This window comes from Vibrio sp. 378, assembly GCF_033339435.1.
Window position 1 is genome coordinate 270180 of sequence record NZ_JAWOUO010000006.1, and the last position, 16026, is coordinate 286205.

Below are 16026 nucleotides of genomic sequence, written 5' to 3' on the forward strand. Positions count from 1 at the left end.
AATGTCAGGTGCAGAGTGTCCTCTACATACGTTAGACCGCACAGAGCAACCTCAACCAACGCCACTAGAACCGATGACGTTTCCTCTGCACGGTGCGAGGTTAATCGAGGCATCAGCAGGTACAGGTAAAACCTTCACTATTGCAGGTTTATATCTGCGTCTTTTGCTTGGTCATGGCAGCGCGGAAACTCGACATCGCGTACCGCTTACGGTCGACCAAATTCTGGTTGTAACCTTTACCGAAGCGGCAACTGCGGAATTACGCGATCGTATCAGGGCAAGAATCCATGATGCGCGAATCGCGTTTGCGCGTGGACAGAGTTCCGACCCGGTGATCCAACCTTTGCTTAATGAGTTTGACGATCACAAGCAAGCCGCAGAAATTTTATTGCAGGCAGAGCGTCAGATGGACGAGGCGGCGGTCTACACCATTCACGGTTTTTGCCAACGTATGCTAACGCAAAATGCGTTTGAATCTGGCAGCCGATTTAATAACGAGTTTGTGACCGATGAAAGTCACCTAAAAGCGCAAGTTGTAGCCGATTACTGGCGCCGCAATTTCTACCCGTTGCCATTTACCTTGGCTGGAGAAATTCGCCAGCTATGGGGCTCTCCATCTGCGTTATTGTCTGACATCAGCAATTACTTAACTGGTGCGCCGTTAAGCCTTTCTGTTCCGGCAATGAAAGGCAGTTTGGCTGATCTTCATACTGAAAATTTGAAAAAAATTGATGAATTAAAAGCACAGTGGCGAGAAAGCCAAGATGACTTCTTAACGCTAATTTCAGGTTCAGATATTAACAAACGCAGCTACACCAAAAAGTCTCTGCCGACGTGGTTGGAGGCGGTAAACGCTTGGGCGGCAACGGAAACTACAGGTTACGATTATCCAGACAAGCTGGAGAAGTTCGCGCAAAACGTCTTGTTGGAAAAAACACCGAAAGGCAGTGCGCCGCAGCATGCGGTATTTGAAGCCATTGAAACATTTCTTACCAACCCAATCAGCTTAAAAGCGCCACTGCTTGCTCATGCAATTGAACATTGTCGTGTGATGCTGGCTAACGCGAAAAATCAAAAACAGTGGCTCTCTTTTGATGATTTGCTGACGCAACTTTCTGCTTCTATCGATACGGACGAAAGCGAGCTTTTAGCGGCGCGTATTCGTACTTTGTATCCTGTCGCAATGATTGACGAGTTCCAAGATACCGACCCGCTTCAATACAGTATTTTCAGCCGTATTTATCTGAACAACCCAGAATGTGGTTTGTTTATGATCGGTGACCCCAAGCAGGCGATTTATGGCTTTCGTGGCGCAGACATTTTCACTTACATCAAAGCGCGTAACCAAGTAAGTGCCCACTACACGTTAGGAACCAACTGGCGTTCTAGCGCAGATATGGTGCAGGCGGTAAACCAAGTATTTGCTTTGCCTGATAGTCCATTTATCTATGATTCGGACATTCCGTTTTTACCCGTTAAGTACAGTCCCAATGCCGAAAAACGCATTTGGACTATGGGTGGCCAAAAGCAACCAGCGCTGACTTATTGGTTGCAAGAAGCGGACGATAAACCGCTACCAAAAGGCGAGTATTTGACTCGAATGGCAGAGGCGACCGCAAGCCAAATCCAAACCATTTTGACGCAGGCTCAACAGGGGCAAGCGTGTCTGGTGAATGGCGAAAAACAGAAAGCGGTTCAAGCGGGCGATATCGCGGTGTTGGTTCGAACAGGTAGTGAAGGTCGAATGGTCAAACAAGCGCTGGCAGACCAAGGCATTGCCAGCGTGTATCTGTCTAACCGAGACAGTGTGTTTACCAGTTCGGTGGCGCAGGATTTACAGCGTTTGCTGCAAGCGGTGCTGACTCCAGAAAATGACCGTGCGCTGCGTGCAAGTCTTGCTTCTGAGCTGTTTGCCCTCGACGCAGCAAGTTTGGATGCACTTAATAACGATGAAGTGGTGTGGGAAAACGCCGTAAACGAATTCAAAGAATATCGCAAACTTTGGGTTCAACGTGGTGTGCTGCCGATGTTGCGCGCGGTGATCAGCAAACGCCATATTGCCGAGCGATTACTAGAAGAAGGTGCTAGTTCACAGGGTGAGAATGGTGAGCGAGTACTTACCGATTTAATGCACATCGGTGAACTGCTTCAACAAGCCAGTAATGAACTGGATAGCGACCACGGTCTGCTGCGTTGGCTCGCTCAGTCTATCAGTGATGCGGAAAACGGTTTGGGTGGCAGTGATGACCAAATCCAACGTTTAGAATCGGAACGTAACTTAGTGCAGATCGTAACTATTCACAAATCAAAAGGCTTGGAGTATGACCTCGTGTTTCTGCCGTTTGTGTTCAGCTATCGAGAAGCCAGTGAAGCCAAATATTACGATGCAGCCAATGACCGCACGGTACTGGATATCACTGGCAACGATGCGTCCATGAAGCAAGCGGATAAAGAGCGTTTGGCGGAAGACTTACGCTTGATATACGTGGCGTTAACGCGTGCTGTGTATGCGTGTTTTATTGGAGCCTCGCCTTTGCGCAATGGCCGTTCGACCAAAGAGCCAACCGGCGTACACCGCAGTGCGATTGGCTATTTGATTCAAAATGGTCAAGAAGGTGGCATTAACGATTTGTACCAAGGTTTAACAAAGCAACAAGACGAGCTTGATTGTGTCGTTGTGGCCGATCCGCCGCAGCAACTCGAAGAGAAGTACGTAGCGCCACAAGAAGAAATACACGATCTTAGCGCGAAAGAGCTGCAAAACCCTATCGATAGAAACTGGCGCATCACCAGTTATTCTGGCTTGGTCAAGCAAGGCTCTCATCACGCCGAGCATGATGCCACGATTGAGATTACGGGTTTTGATATCGACTCATCTGAAGAACAAGACGAAGCGGATTTGGTGGAGCCAGAGCGTTCTATTTTTACCTTCCCTCGTGGTGCGCGTCCGGGTACGTTCCTGCACAGCCTGTTTGAGGAAATTGAATTTACTCAGCCAGCCACGACGGAAGAGAATACACAAATCATCCTTGGTTTGATGGAAAGCGAACAGCTCGATGAAGAGTGGTTACCCATTTTACAGCAATTGATTGATACCGTACTCGCAACGCCGTTGGATGGTAAGTCTTTGCTGCTGAATCAAAAAGCACCGTCGCAACGTTTGGTGGAGATGGAATTTTTGCTGCCGATTGAAGTTTTGTCTGCACCGGCGTTAAACCGAGTCATTCAACGTCACGATCCGTTGTCGGCGAAAGCGGGGGATTTAGGTTTCCAAACCGTGCAAGGTATACTCAAAGGTTTTATCGACTTGGTGTTTGAACATCAAGGTAAATACTACGTGCTTGACTGGAAATCGAATCATCTTGGCGACGATGTGACGAGCTACCATGGTGAGGCTCTGAAATCGGCGATGGCGGATCACCGCTACGATTTGCAGTATCAGATTTATGCGTTAGCACTGCATCGTTTCCTAAGCAGCCGATTGGCGAATTATCAATATGATCATCACTTCGGTGGCGTGTATTACTTGTTCTTGCGCGGCATGGATGGGCAGAGTGACCACGGCATTTTTGCCGCGAAACCAACCTTAGACTTCTTACAAGAGATGGATCGTTTGATTGATGGTCAAGTACTTGAAACGCGCTCAACTCAAGCCGGGCAGATGGAGCTACTTTAATGACGACAAATCACAATCTTCATTCTGGCCAAGATAGTCTATTGGTAGTGCTGGAACGCTTGGCGCACAAAGGCGCTATTCGTCAGCTCGACTACCAATTCGCCTGTTTTATTGATTCTCAAACGCATGATGAACAGTCGGATAGCCAAGCAATGGCGTTTATCGCTGGTGTTGTCAGTAGTGAGCTTGGCAAAGGACATATCTGCCTGTCTCTGTTCGATGCACAAGGGCAATCTACGGATTTAGCCAGTAAGCTAGGGCTGTTTGGTGAGTCGGCATTGGCGCTCAACACACAGCTACAAGTTATAGACTGGATAGAACTATTACAAAATTCCAGCTTGGTCGGCGCGCAAGGAGAAGCCTTGCCGTTGATGTTCGATGGCGAGCGTCTGTATCTGCACCGCTATTGGCATTATGAAGTGACTCTGGCGGAAAAGCTTAATCACTTGGGCGCCGCAGTTAACTTGCAACCACAAGAGTTTGCGCGATTATCCGAGTTGCTCAACCATTTATTTGCACGCCAATACCATTTTCTGTTTAACGCGTTAGGCAAAGCAGTAGAAGCGGGAAGCAGCAACCAAGTGTTGCGTCAACAATTGGTGTGTGACCACCTTGATGTGGTCGCAAGCGAATCGTTGGATTGGCACGCCATTGATTCCGTGCTTAGCAATGCGCGCAAGGTTCAGGATTTGCAGCAACTGGATGAGCTGGTGCCACTTTCTGCTTGTGTGAACTGGCAAAAAGTCGCGGCGGCGGTTGCGTTAACTCGTCGATTTGCTGTGATTTCTGGTGGTCCTGGTACGGGTAAAACGACGACAGTAACCAAATTGCTTGCTGCTTTAATTGAACAGGCGACGCACGAGAAAAATCTAACCATCAAGCTGGTGGCCCCAACGGGGAAAGCGGCGGCGCGATTAACCGAGTCCATTGGTAAAGCAGTGCAAGAACTGCCAGTTTCTCCGGAGCTAAAAGTCAAAATTCCGACTGAATCGAGTACCTTACATCGATTGCTTGGCGCGATTCCTAATAGCGCAGAATTTCGTCACAACAAGCAAAATCCACTGCATTTGGATATTTTAGTTATCGACGAAGCGTCGATGGTTGATTTACCAATGATGTACAAAGTGGTCGATGCCTTACCGAAGCATGCGCGGCTGATTTTGTTAGGTGATAAAGACCAACTTGCCTCAGTTGAAGCAGGGGCTGTGTTGGGTGATATCTGTTCGTTCCATGCATTGGGTTATGGCAAAGAGCAGGCGTCAGCCATCGCAAAACTGACAGGTTTCGATACTTTAGCCCATACGGGGAACAGTGCCTCCAGCATTGCCGATAGCTTATGTATGCTGCAAAAGAGCTACCGATTTGACGCTCGCTCAGGCATTGGTCAGTTGGCAAAAGCGGTTAACTCAGGTTCTGCTGCGAGCGTAGATAGCGTCTGGGCGCGTGACTTTTCCGATATCGAACATTTCGCACTAAGTAGTCAACATTACAACCAAATGATGCAGACGTTGGTGCAGGAATACGGTCGTTACCTCAAACGCATTGGACAACAGGAAACTGATCCTAAAACCGGAGAGCCAGAGTCGCTAACGCACAAAGCCAAAGCGGCGTTAGATACCTTCAACCAATGCCGACTGCTGTGCGCGATCCGTGAAGGTGACTTCGGTGTGGCTGGGCTAAACCAACGCATCGAGAAAGCGCTCGCGGCGCGCAAGTTCATTCAAGTTCAGGATGAAATTTGGTACCACGGCAGACCCGTCATGGTTACGCGTAATGATCACGGTTTAGGTTTGTATAACGGTGATATTGGTATTTGCATGCGAGATGACACTGAAGAAGAACCGCGTTTGAAAGTCTTTTTTGAGTTACCTGACGGCAGTGTGAAATCGGTCTTACCGAGCCGAGTACCTGAACATGAAACGGCTTACGCCATGACCATCCATAAATCGCAAGGCAGTGAATTTGATTACACCCTGATGATTTTGCCACCAGACTTTAGTCCGATATTAACCCGTGAGTTGATTTACACAGGCATTACCCGCGCGAAAAAGCGTTTAGCTCTTTACGCCGAACTCAATGTTCTGAAGCGAGGCATTAAGGTGAAAACCACTCGCGCGAGTGGGTTAGTAAAGCGGCTTACCAACTAAAACAAGAAGACCGAGCTTATGGCTCGGTCTTCTTTTATGCATGTTTTGCAAACGCATTGGTAAAAGACACGCTGCGTATTTTGTATTGCTGTTGATAAGCAAGAATAAAATCTCGGATAGCGTCATTTACGGGAAAAACACAGTGTACGTCTAGGCCTTCTAAAAACTGATTGTCAGCCATATCCCAGAAACTTTGAAGCGAATTACAAATGATTGTTTTCATAACAGTGCTCGTCTCGGCTTATTTAAAGTCAGATTAACAACTGTCCTTGGTGTGCAATACGGAGCTAACTAGTTTTTCAATTGCCCAGTATTTTAGGGTGAAGGCTACATTACATCACCTAGATCCATTCGTATTGGTTAAAAACCAATCACTAGCGAGCAGAGTATAGCCAACCAAATGTATATTTAAAAGATAAAATTGGAACGAAAATCAAGCAATGGTTTGCGTATTGCTAAGTTGGTGTTTATATGATGACTCGCTAGCTCGAAGCAGGATTTATGTGAGGCCTTACTCCAAAACAAACTTGATGTGCAGGATTGAGCGTCAATGAGCTGAATCCCGCACCTTGAGGTTTTGGTATAGCGGAACGTTAAGTTTCGCTCCCTGATTTAAGGTTAAGCTATAAATCTAACGCTAAGATTTTTGACTTACGCTGGAAGTTATATAGCCCTTGTTTGGCTCCGGGCAAATAGTCGACACTGACTTCGTAAAAACCTTGCTCTCTAAACCAATGCAAACTGTGTGTCGTGAGGACAAAAATCTGATCAATGGTTTCGGATTTAGAACGATGTTTCATGTAGTTGAGCAGTAACAAACCTCGGTTTCCATCACGATAGTCAGGGTGAATCGCTACGCAAGCCATCTCAGCTTTACGCTCTTCTGGGTATGGGTAAAGGGCAGCACAGCCAATAATCAAGCCGTCTTTTTCGATGATGGTAAATTTTCCAATCTCTTGCTCTAGCTGCTCTCGAGAGCGCCTAACCAGTACACCTTGTTCTTCTAACGGGCGAATGAGGTCTAAGATACCGCCAATATCGTCAATATTAGCTTGCCTCACTTGTTCAGCACTCGCCATAACAACTTGGGTTCCGATGCCGTCGAAAGAGAACAACTCCTGAATTAAGGCGCCATCTACTTTATAACTGATCAAGTGGCTACGAGGTACTCCGGCACGGCAAGCGGCAATAGAGCCTTTAAGAAAGCGCAGTGTTCCTGTGTTGTAATCTAGATCAGGAGACGTATTTTCAGAGAGCGTTTTGATGACATGCTCCGCCTCAATTGGCAGTAATTCGGCGACAGCATTGCCGTTGTCATCAATGACACCTTGTTCGGAGCAAAAACCAATCAGCTTATCCGCACCCAGCTTTATCGCCAGTTGTGTCGCGACTTCTTCAGAAAGTAAGTTAAAACACTCGCCAGTCACAGAGCTAGCAATGGGGCCAAGTAGCACAATAGAGCCTTGGTCGAGCGTGCGATTAATCGCGTCGGTGTCAATGCGGCGAATGCGTCCACTATGGCAATAGTCCACACCATCATCAACGCCGAGTGGCTGAGCAATGATGTAGTTTCCGCTAACGACATTGAGCTGGGTGCCTGCCATCGGAGTGTTGTTGAGGCTCATTGATAGGCGCGCAGTAATCGCAAGTTGAAGTTGTCCGGCAGCTTGCATAACAACAGATAAAGCCGATTCATCCGTAATGCGGATATTTTTGTGGTAAGGCGTAGTGAGGTCTTGTTTTTCTAGCAGCTGATTAATTTGAGGACGTGCACCATACACCACCACGACTTTGATTCCGAGGCTGTGCATGAGTGCGATATCATTAATAATATTGCCAAAATTTTTGTGTGCGACGGCTTCTCCGCCCAGCATGATCACCATGGTTTTTCCGCGGTGAGCATTGACATAAGGTGTTGATTGACGGAATCCTTTTACGAGAGCAGTACTACGAATTTTCACTACAGCCATTCCTTTGTTTAATTATGTTAAAATAATGCCTTTTTATTCACTTGGTGGCAAGGTGAAATTTTGGAATAAAGCACAAACATATTGAGGTAGGTTCTTGGTCCCGTTAAGAGGGAAGGTTACAATGGTGGCGTCTTTCCTCAATACGTGAACCTCATGTCTTCTGCTGTTAATAAGAATGCTGCGATCACTGCTTCAAATCTGTCAAAAACGTCATCTAAATCAATGCTTCGTAAGTGGCTAGAGCGTTCTCTCATGCTTATAGCGATAGTTGGAACCGTTGTCGTGTGCATGCTGTATAGTGATTTGATTACTCGAACCATTAATCCGCCCATTCCCAAATCGACAATTTATGGTCGCTGGGTTGAGCAAGATGTTGCGCCTTATGCTCGTGAAGAATTTGTGTTGAGTGAGCGCGGTGTTACCGTAAATGGTTCTACAGTGGCGACCAGTTTTGAATTCGATGGGGATTCGTTTTCGTATCGAGTGGGTTCAAATGAGCGGCACTTCAATTTTGTGGGTAAGCAGCATGCAGAAATGAAGCTGGATGCCAATGCACATTATCTACCTGTATTCCGTTTAGAGGGGCGTGCAAGGATTGCGGTAAGATAGTCGTTTTTATCTTTGTCTGTTAAGCAGAGATCTCTTGCGTCTGTGAGTCACATGGATGATCACAATTTCATCTCTCAATCAGTAAATCTTACTTTCAAACATAATCCGGACAATTCCGTAATTCTTCCGCTGCTATCATGTTGCATTAACTGAATGAATTCACAACGAGTAAACGGATTGGCTTAGCGTTGAAACATTTTGTCGTTGCTTTTCAATTGCACCGTATGCATTTGTTTGCCATCCTTTTGCTATTCTCTTTTACGGAAAAGACACGTGTTAAAAAAACTCCTTCCTATTATATCTTTGAGCCTACTCTTTGGCTGTGCTCAACAAAATGATCGTGCTCAGCAATATCTTGATGGTGAGTTTCCTCAGATCCTCAATAAAGTGGACGTAGTTGAGTCTAACAAACCACGCGATTTTACTGAATTTAACAAGCAAGCTGAGCAAGTGGTGATAAAGTCACCATCCATGGCGAAGATGTACCAACCGCTATATCAACGATTAAGTGAGTGGGCGCAACAGAGCGGAGATACCAGTGCGTTGAGTGCGTTTGGCATTCAAGCCGCGCAATTGGGTGGTGGTGATAAAAAAGGTAATGTGCTGTTTACCGGATACTTTTCTCCCGTGATGGAGCTGCGTCATACACCAAACGACATTTTTAAGTACCCAGTTTATGGCAAGCCAAACTGCTCATCAGATTGTCCGACTCGCGCGGAGATCTACAATGGAGCACTAGATGGACAAGGTTTGGTGCTAGGTTACGCGCCTAATCGTATCGACCCATTTATGATGGAAGTGCAGGGCAGTGGCTATGTGCATTTTGAAGATGATGATACGTTGGAGTACTTCGCGTACGCAGGGAAAAATAATAAAGCTTACGTTAGTATTGGCCGCATTTTGATTGAACGTGGTGAAGTGCCGCGTGAAAAAATGTCTCTCAAAGCGATTAAAGAATGGGTAATGGACAACGACGACGCAACAGTACGCGAGTTGTTGGAGCAAAACCCTTCTTACGTCTTCTTTGCGCCAAAAGCGGAAGCGCCAGTAACGGGGTCGGCTGGTATTCCTTTGTTGCCAATGGCCGCGGTCGCGGGTGACCGTTCTATCTTACCAATGGGCACACCAATCTTGGCGGAAGTACCATTGCTGAATGCGGATGGTACGTGGAGCGGTGCGCATCAACTGCGAATGCTGATCGTTTTAGACACTGGTGGTGCGGTAAAACAGAACCATTTGGATCTGTATCATGGCATTGGTGCGAGAGCAGGAACGGAAGCAGGGCACTACAAGCATTTTGGTCGAGTTTGGAAACTTGGGCTGGAAAACTCACCAACTCAAGCGCCTTGGGCTTTGCCGCCAGAAAAGCTACAATAGCGACCCAAGAAAGAGGAACCGCCTCTTATCTAGACATTTCATCAAAGAGTGCGTATAAATCGCACTCTTTGTTTTTCTATCGATCATCTGGACTTCAATATGCGTGAACTCGATACCCCAGCATCTGACAGCTACAATCAACGCTTTGGCGGCACTCGTCGTCTTTATGGCAACAGTGAAGTGGACATTCTTCGCGCTGCACACGTTTGTGTTATTGGTATTGGTGGCGTGGGTTCATGGGCGGTCGAAGCGCTGGCCCGTACTGGGATCGGTGAGTTGACTCTGATTGATATGGATGATGTTTGTGTCACGAACATTAACCGCCAAATTCATGCGATGACGGGCACCGTTGGCCAAAGCAAGATTGAAGTGATGGCCGAGCGTGTCAAATTGATCAACCCAGAGTGTAAAGTCAATCTGATTGATGATTTCATCACGCCAGATAATCAACATGAGTACTTAAGCAAAGAGTTTGATTACGTGCTAGATGCGATTGACAGCGTAAAAGCGAAGGCGTCTTTGTTGGCGTATTGCCGCAGCAACAAGATCAAAGTGATCACCACGGGTGGTGCTGGTGGTCAGGTTGACCCAACGCAGATTATGGTCGCTGATTTAACGAAAACGATCCAAGATCCTCTAGCGAAGAAAATCAAAGACACCCTGCGTCGTCATCATAACTTCCCTAAGAATCCGGCTCGTAAGTTTGGTATTGATTGCGTGTTTTCAACCGAGCAGCTGAAGTACCCTCAAGCAGACGGTTCAGTGTGTGGTGTGAAGTCGACAGCGGAAGGCCCAAAACGTATGGATTGTGCTAGCGGTTTTGGTGCGGCGACTGTGGTAACTGCAACGTTTGGCTTTGTCGCGGTATCGCGAATCGTTGAGAAGTTGATTTCAAAATATAAGAAGTAAACTAGAAGAAGAGCGCATCATGACAGATTTTCCCGTTTCTCCATTTGGTACAGATATCACCAGCGAAGACATTGTAGCGACTATGCAGCAATTTCAAGGCTGGGAAGATCGCTACCGTCAGGTTATTCAGTGGGGTAAAAAGCTGCCACAAATGCCAGAAGAGCTGAAATCAGAACAAGTTACCGTTTCGGGTTGTGAAAGCTTGGTGTGGTTAGTGAGCCAAGAGCAAGATGGCGTTTGGCATTTTTGTGGGGACTCCGATGCGCGTATCGTCCGTGGATTGATTGCCTTGGTAATGGCAGCTTATGACGGTAAAACGGCCGATCAAATTCAAGCATTTGATATTGATGCTTATTTTGATCAACTGGGGCTTGTCTCCCATTTAAGCCCGTCACGTGGTAATGGCTTGAAAGCTATTGTAGAGCAGATTAAGCAAACCGCCGTGTAACGAGTCATTTTCCCAATTCTTAAAAAACGCCGAATAGCCTAGCTGTTTGGCGTTTTTTGTATCTGAGTTGAGATATTTTTTGCAAATGGATAAAAAATATGCAAATGGTCGACTATTTTAGCGTTAATTAACCATTCTATTGATCCTGGTTCATTATATTGCCCACTTGGTTTTTATAAACTCAATTGTATTTAAAATTTGTCTATATTAGATAATAGACATATGCCCCACTCGCTCCTATTCCCCAATGTGGAAACACACTTGGAAGCGATTGGGTTACTTAGATACAAATGCTAGGAACCTCCCTATATGCAATTCACCTTGGAACATGCACAAGACGTGTTATCCGGAATGCCAGACCCCACTTTTATTCTGAGTGAAGATGGTATCTATATTGATGTTTTTGGAGGAACAGATAAAAAAGCCTATCACGATGGAAGTAATTTGATAGGTGAGACGCTGCACAGCGTACTTGAGAAAGATAAAGCTGACTGGTTTATCGAACAGATAAATCGGTCACTGAAACAAGACAGTATTGTGACGATCGAGTACAAGATGTGCGCCGACAGCATTCAGGGAATAGATGCTAACAGTGGGCCAAGAGGCGACCTATACTACGAAGGCAAGATCTGCCCACTCGCTATAAAATACCGAGGTCGTCGCGTTGTCCTTATTCTTACACGCAACATCTCCAATCGCCACCGAGTTGAAACCCTTCTTCGCCATCAAAGCCAAATTGATGCTCTTACCAACATCTCCAATCGACGTGTCTTTTTCGAAAAGCTCACAGAAGAGGTCATTAAAGCTCAAGAGCCGAACTATCACTCCGCGTTGTTATTGTTTGATTTGGACTTTTTTAAAGTCATCAATGATAAACGTGGTCATGATGCGGGGGATTATGTCTTAGAGACCTTAGCTGATTTGGTTTCTCACTTACTCGTCAAAGACGAAATTTTTGCAAGAGTCGGAGGGGAGGAGTTTGCGATTATTTTGCCAGAAACTTCTCTGTCGGCGGCGAAAGAGGTAGGAGAGGAAGTACGTTCCCACATTCAAAATTGTCAGTTCGAATTTGAAAAGATTGAAATTCCGGTCACGGTGAGTGTAGGCGTGGTGGAAATAGGCAGAAATGAAACCACCAAACGTTTGTATGCGCATGCAGATAAAGCGCTTTATGCTGCGAAAAGAAATGGCAGAAATTGCGTGGCGACTCTGGATAGGCAGATGGAGTAACCTTGTTGGTTACTCCAAATCAAACCGTTGGCGTTATAGCATGTCGACGGCTTTTTCTACGGCGGCGATGAGTCTATCCACATCTTCAGCCGTGTTATAAATACCAAAAGAAACGCGTACCGTGCCTTTAACGTTTAGCGCATCCATCAATGGGTGAGCGCAGTGGTGTCCTGCTCGTACCGCAATGCCTTGTTGATCGAGCAGCGTCGCCATGTCTTGGTGATGAACGCCGTCCATGACGAACGTCAGTACAGAGGCATTCGGTTGATAGCCTAGAATATGGATGTCATCCAACGCGCTTAGTGCTTGGTAGGCCTTATCCTGAAGCGCATGGAGATGATCCTCTACTTCGTGATGGTCAAAACCTTGGTACCACTCAATGGCTTTCGCTAGAGCAATCGCGCCCGCAACGTTTGGTGTGCCCGCTTCAAATTTACCAGGAAGTGCAGAAAACGTCGTTTTCTCGAAAGAAACGCGTTCAACCATTTTACCGCCGCCGTGCCATGGTGGCATGGCTTCCAAAAGTTCAAGCTTGCCGTATAAAACCCCAATGCCTGCTGGTGCATAAAGTTTGTGACCTGAGAAAACGTAGAAATCGATATCTGATGCCGATAAATCAAGTTGCTCATGTACGATGCCTTGCGCGCCATCAACTACAACAACCGCGCCAACGTTGTGCGCCAGTTCAGTGATTTTTTCGATAGGTTGGCGTGTGCCTGTTACGTTGGTTATTTGTGCGCAAGTAACAATTTTACAGCGGTCAGACAGAAGCACCTTAAATGCGCTGATGTCGAACTGGCAATCTGATGTCATTGGAACTTTTATGACTTTGGCGCCCGTTTGCTCTGCCACGATTTGCCAAGGCACGATGTTAGCGTGGTGCTCCATCTCGCTAATCAAGATCTCATCACCCGGTTGTAACGTGCTGCGGGCGTAAGTCTGAGCAATTAAGTTCAGTGCTTCGGTTGCGCCCCGTGTCCAAATGATCTCTTTAGAGCTGTTTGCACCAATAAAGTTTGCCACTCGTTCTCGTGCCGCTTCAAATTGGCTGGTGGCATTAGCCGTTAAACTATGACTGCCACGGTGAACATTGGCATTTTGCGCACTGTAGTAATGACTGATGACATCAATCACACATTGCGGTTTTTGCGTTGTCGCTGCGCTATCTAGATACACTAAGGGTGTATCGTTGACGGATTGATTTAGAGCGGGAAATTGCTCACGTAAAGCATTTACGTCAAACATTATTCTTCACCAAGCTTATGGTAATGCAGAGTAGGCAGAGGGATCATTGGTTCAGCAACTGACCATGCGTGTTTTTTACCTGAGAGTTGAATGATTACTTCCATTGCGAACTCTAAAGCAGTGCCCGGACCTTGACTGGTGATCAGGTTGTGGTTGATATCAAAGGTCACGCGTTTGCTGCGCCACTTCTCTTCCGGGATATGTGACTGAAAGCTCGGGTGACAGGTCATCAGTGATTGTGAGAAAAGATCATGGTGTTGCAATACCAACGCCGGTGCTGCGCAGATAGCTGCGACCAATTTTCCCTCGTAGATGTGCTGCTTAAGGATTTCTATCATCACCGTACTATCACGAAAAATTTCTGCACCACCAACACCACCAGAAAGCGCTATGGCGTCAAACTCATCATCAGCGATATCGACCAGTTTACAATCGGCTGTTAGTGTGACTCCGCGAGAAGCTTTCATCGTCAATGAGCCATCAAAAGCAGCACTCGCTACCGTAACGTCATAACCCGCGCGAACCATCATGTCGATAACGGTGACGGCTTCCATTTCTTCGGTGCCCGGAGCGATTGGCACTAAGATTTTCTTACTCATTGTTCTGTCCAGCTTTGTTCTATTTGTTTGATGCGTTGGTAAAGTTTTAAATTCTCAGGCGTATTGATGCGATGTTTCTCGGCAGCCTTTAACAGGTATCCGGTTATAAAATCAATTTCCGTTCGACGCTGATGGAATACGTCTTGTCTCATTGAAGAATAGTTCTCAGCTGTGGCGTTCACCACTTGCATTACCGTATCGAAAAGAGAGCGAAACTCGATAGCAATACCTTCTTTACTCATTACTTCAACCAGTTCTTGAGTGATGCTTTCGAGTTGTATCTTAAACTCGGGCTGCGCAAGCTCACCATTCTTACACTGCTGAATCGCAGTCAGTGGGTTAATCGCGCAGTTAATTGCTAACTTAGTCCATAACGCAGATTGGATGTGTGGATTCCAAATGGCCTCTGGAAGAGCATGATGCATAACATCTTGCAGAAAAGCGCACTGCATTCCTTTGTCATTATAACCACCCACTTGCGTTGTTCCGTGACCGGTATGCAGTACGTGTTGGTTATCTGGTTTGTATGCGCCGTGCGTCGTTGTGGCGAGCACGATAGGATTGTTTGGCAGAGCCTTCTCCACGCCAGAGGCGGTACCCATACCATTGTGCATCAGCATGATAATCGTGTCTGCGTTGATATGAGGCAGTAAAGGCTGAATGGCGTCTTCCACTTGCCAAGCTTTTACCGTGATCAAAATGAGATCTGCTTTATTTACGGAGGAAATATCTTGATTACTGAATACGATTGCGGGTGTGTCATCCAACTGAAGTGATTGTTGGCTTTCAGAACTTCTTCCCCACAATGAAACATTGTGCCCGGCAAGCTTAAATTTTGTTGCCCAGAGTGAGCCCACCGCACCTGGACCGAGGATAAGGATATTCACCAAACGCTCTCATTAAAAAGGTTTGCTGCAAGGATAATGAGGGAAAAAAGGAAAGCAAATAAAAATGGCGCCGAAAGGCGCCATTTTTGAGCAAACTTAGTGGTTCAATTAGAACTTGTAAGTTACAGCAAGGTAGTGGCCAAAGCCAGTTGACTTGAACCCATCAGTATCTTTGATACCGTACACGTCTTTGTAACCTTTTAGACCGTAACCCACTGCGAAGCGGTCTGAGTGCCAGTAGATACCGTTGAACATTGCACCACCGTTTGACGCGGTTGAACCAAACTTGTTACCAGCAGCATCATCCATACCGAATTGGTAATCGATGTAGCCTTGGTAAGAAATGAATGAACCGTTCTCGAAGAAGTAGAATGGTTTGAACCAGTTAGTCGAGATTTGGAAACCGTTCCAATCCTTTTTGTTGCCGTCGTAAGTGCCGTATAGGTTAACACCAACTTTACCAAACCAAGGAACCATTACGTCAGAACCTAGACCGATTTTTTGAGAGTTAACACCAGAGTTACCACCCCACTCGATTAGAGTTGCAACGTATAGCTCTTGAACTGGACCGAAAGATAGGTCTTTACCAGTTACCGCATCTAGAGACATACGTGGAGCGAATTTCATAAAGATCTTCTCTGCGCCAGCTTTGTCGCTACCTGGATCAGAAGTTAGGTTGAATACATCAACGTAGCCGTAAAGGTCGAAGATACCAGAGCGGCCGCCGAATTCCATTTCTAGGTAGTCGTGTGAAGACTCACCTGGAAGTTCGTCAAATGCACCCATTAGGTTAAATTGCATCCACTTGTAATCGTTTTTGTGAATATCGCCGTCAGAGTAATCTGCCGCCATAACTGGAGCTGAAGTAGCCGCTAGAAGGCTAAGAGCTAAAAGTGATTTACGCATAAGGGGACTCTCTATGTTTGTAA

The 16026-nt window shown here is 46.3% G+C and carries 13 protein-coding genes; 7 read left to right on the forward strand and 6 right to left on the reverse strand.

The window, feature by feature from the left end; translation table 11 throughout:
* The first annotated feature begins 1 nt into the window (after position 1).
* Both recB and recD read left to right on the forward strand, forming a co-directional pair.
* Positions 2-3676: an exodeoxyribonuclease V subunit beta gene (gene recB, locus R7Q48_RS13610; protein ID WP_064369108.1), complete on the forward strand. Its 3675-nt coding sequence runs from the start codon at positions 2-4 to the stop codon at positions 3674-3676.
* Positions 3676-5823 (forward strand): exodeoxyribonuclease V subunit alpha, encoded by a 2148-nt coding sequence (gene recD, locus R7Q48_RS13615; RefSeq protein WP_064368732.1) that lies wholly within the window; start codon positions 3676-3678, stop codon positions 5821-5823. The genes recB and recD overlap by 1 nt, the downstream gene beginning before the upstream one ends.
* 34 nt (positions 5824-5857) lie before the next feature.
* Here the strand turns inward: recD and R7Q48_RS13620 are convergent, their stop codons facing one another.
* Entirely contained in the window at positions 5858-6046 is a 189-nt protein-coding gene (locus R7Q48_RS13620; RefSeq protein ID WP_130545062.1) for a hypothetical protein, read from the reverse strand.
* Between the two features lie 400 nt (positions 6047-6446).
* Entirely contained in the window at positions 6447-7784 is a 1338-nt protein-coding gene (argA, locus tag R7Q48_RS13625) for an amino-acid N-acetyltransferase (RefSeq protein ID WP_012841478.1), read from the reverse strand.
* Positions 7785-7946: 162 nt separating this feature from the next.
* Between argA and R7Q48_RS13630 the strand changes: the two genes are divergently transcribed.
* From R7Q48_RS13630 to R7Q48_RS13650, 5 genes are all read left to right on the forward strand, one after another.
* Positions 7947-8402, forward strand: a complete 456-nt coding sequence (locus R7Q48_RS13630; protein WP_005380234.1) for a DUF2850 domain-containing protein — start codon at positions 7947-7949, stop codon at positions 8400-8402.
* A gap of 273 nt (positions 8403-8675) precedes the next feature.
* Positions 8676-9779, forward strand: a complete 1104-nt coding sequence (gene mltA / locus R7Q48_RS13635) for a murein transglycosylase A (protein ID WP_238966867.1) — start codon at positions 8676-8678, stop codon at positions 9777-9779.
* 99 nt (positions 9780-9878) lie between these two features.
* Positions 9879-10688, forward strand: coding sequence for a tRNA cyclic N6-threonylcarbamoyladenosine(37) synthase TcdA (gene tcdA, locus R7Q48_RS13640; protein ID WP_005380241.1), 810 nt, complete (start codon positions 9879-9881; stop codon positions 10686-10688).
* A gap of 19 nt (positions 10689-10707) precedes the next feature.
* Positions 10708-11136: a cysteine desulfurase sulfur acceptor subunit CsdE gene (csdE, locus tag R7Q48_RS13645; RefSeq protein WP_213898557.1), complete on the forward strand. Its 429-nt coding sequence runs from the start codon at positions 10708-10710 to the stop codon at positions 11134-11136.
* A 309-nt stretch (positions 11137-11445) separates the two neighbouring features.
* Positions 11446-12366 carry a GGDEF domain-containing protein gene (locus tag R7Q48_RS13650; RefSeq protein ID WP_318132329.1) on the forward strand — a complete coding sequence of 307 codons (921 nt, stop codon included), beginning with the start codon at positions 11446-11448 and terminating at the stop codon, positions 12364-12366.
* A gap of 33 nt (positions 12367-12399) precedes the next feature.
* Here R7Q48_RS13650 and csdA read toward each other — a convergent pair whose 3' ends face one another.
* The 4 genes from csdA to R7Q48_RS13670 form a co-directional block, all read right to left on the reverse strand.
* Positions 12400-13611 (reverse strand): cysteine desulfurase CsdA, encoded by a 1212-nt coding sequence (csdA, locus tag R7Q48_RS13655; RefSeq protein WP_256903025.1) that lies wholly within the window; start codon positions 13609-13611, stop codon positions 12400-12402.
* A complete protein-coding gene (locus tag R7Q48_RS13660) occupies positions 13611-14210 on the reverse strand; it encodes a DJ-1 family glyoxalase III (protein WP_213867032.1) in 600 nt (199 codons plus the stop codon). Before R7Q48_RS13660 ends, csdA begins: the two co-directional genes overlap by 1 nt.
* Complete coding sequence (panE, locus tag R7Q48_RS13665) at positions 14207-15097, reverse strand: 2-dehydropantoate 2-reductase (RefSeq protein WP_256900256.1); 891 nt, start codon at positions 15095-15097, stop codon at positions 14207-14209. Before panE ends, R7Q48_RS13660 begins: the two co-directional genes overlap by 4 nt.
* A gap of 108 nt (positions 15098-15205) precedes the next feature.
* Positions 15206-16003 carry an outer membrane protein OmpK gene (locus R7Q48_RS13670; RefSeq protein WP_005380251.1) on the reverse strand — a complete coding sequence of 266 codons (798 nt, stop codon included), beginning with the start codon at positions 16001-16003 and terminating at the stop codon, positions 15206-15208.
* Positions 16004-16026 lie beyond the last annotated feature (23 nt).

Bases quoted from the DNA above. Each gene is read 5' to 3' on its own strand.
- recB (WP_064369108.1), top strand. From the start codon at position 2: ATGTCAGGTGCAGAGTGTCCTCTACATACGTTAGACCGCACAGAGCAA.
- recD (WP_064368732.1), top strand. From the start codon at position 3,676: ATGACGACAAATCACAATCTTCATTCTGGCCAAGATAGTCTATTGGTA.
- R7Q48_RS13620 (WP_130545062.1), bottom strand. From the start codon at position 6,046: ATGAAAACAATCATTTGTAATTCGCTTCAAAGTTTCTGGGATATGGCT.
- R7Q48_RS13630 (WP_005380234.1), top strand. From the start codon at position 7,947: ATGTCTTCTGCTGTTAATAAGAATGCTGCGATCACTGCTTCAAATCTG.
- tcdA (WP_005380241.1), top strand. From the start codon at position 9,879: ATGCGTGAACTCGATACCCCAGCATCTGACAGCTACAATCAACGCTTT.
- csdE (WP_213898557.1), top strand. From the start codon at position 10,708: ATGACAGATTTTCCCGTTTCTCCATTTGGTACAGATATCACCAGCGAA.
- R7Q48_RS13650 (WP_318132329.1), top strand. From the start codon at position 11,446: ATGCAATTCACCTTGGAACATGCACAAGACGTGTTATCCGGAATGCCA.
- csdA (WP_256903025.1), bottom strand. From the start codon at position 13,611: ATGTTTGACGTAAATGCTTTACGTGAGCAATTTCCCGCTCTAAATCAA.
- R7Q48_RS13660 (WP_213867032.1), bottom strand. From the start codon at position 14,210: ATGAGTAAGAAAATCTTAGTGCCAATCGCTCCGGGCACCGAAGAAATG.
- R7Q48_RS13670 (WP_005380251.1), bottom strand. From the start codon at position 16,003: ATGCGTAAATCACTTTTAGCTCTTAGCCTTCTAGCGGCTACTTCAGCT.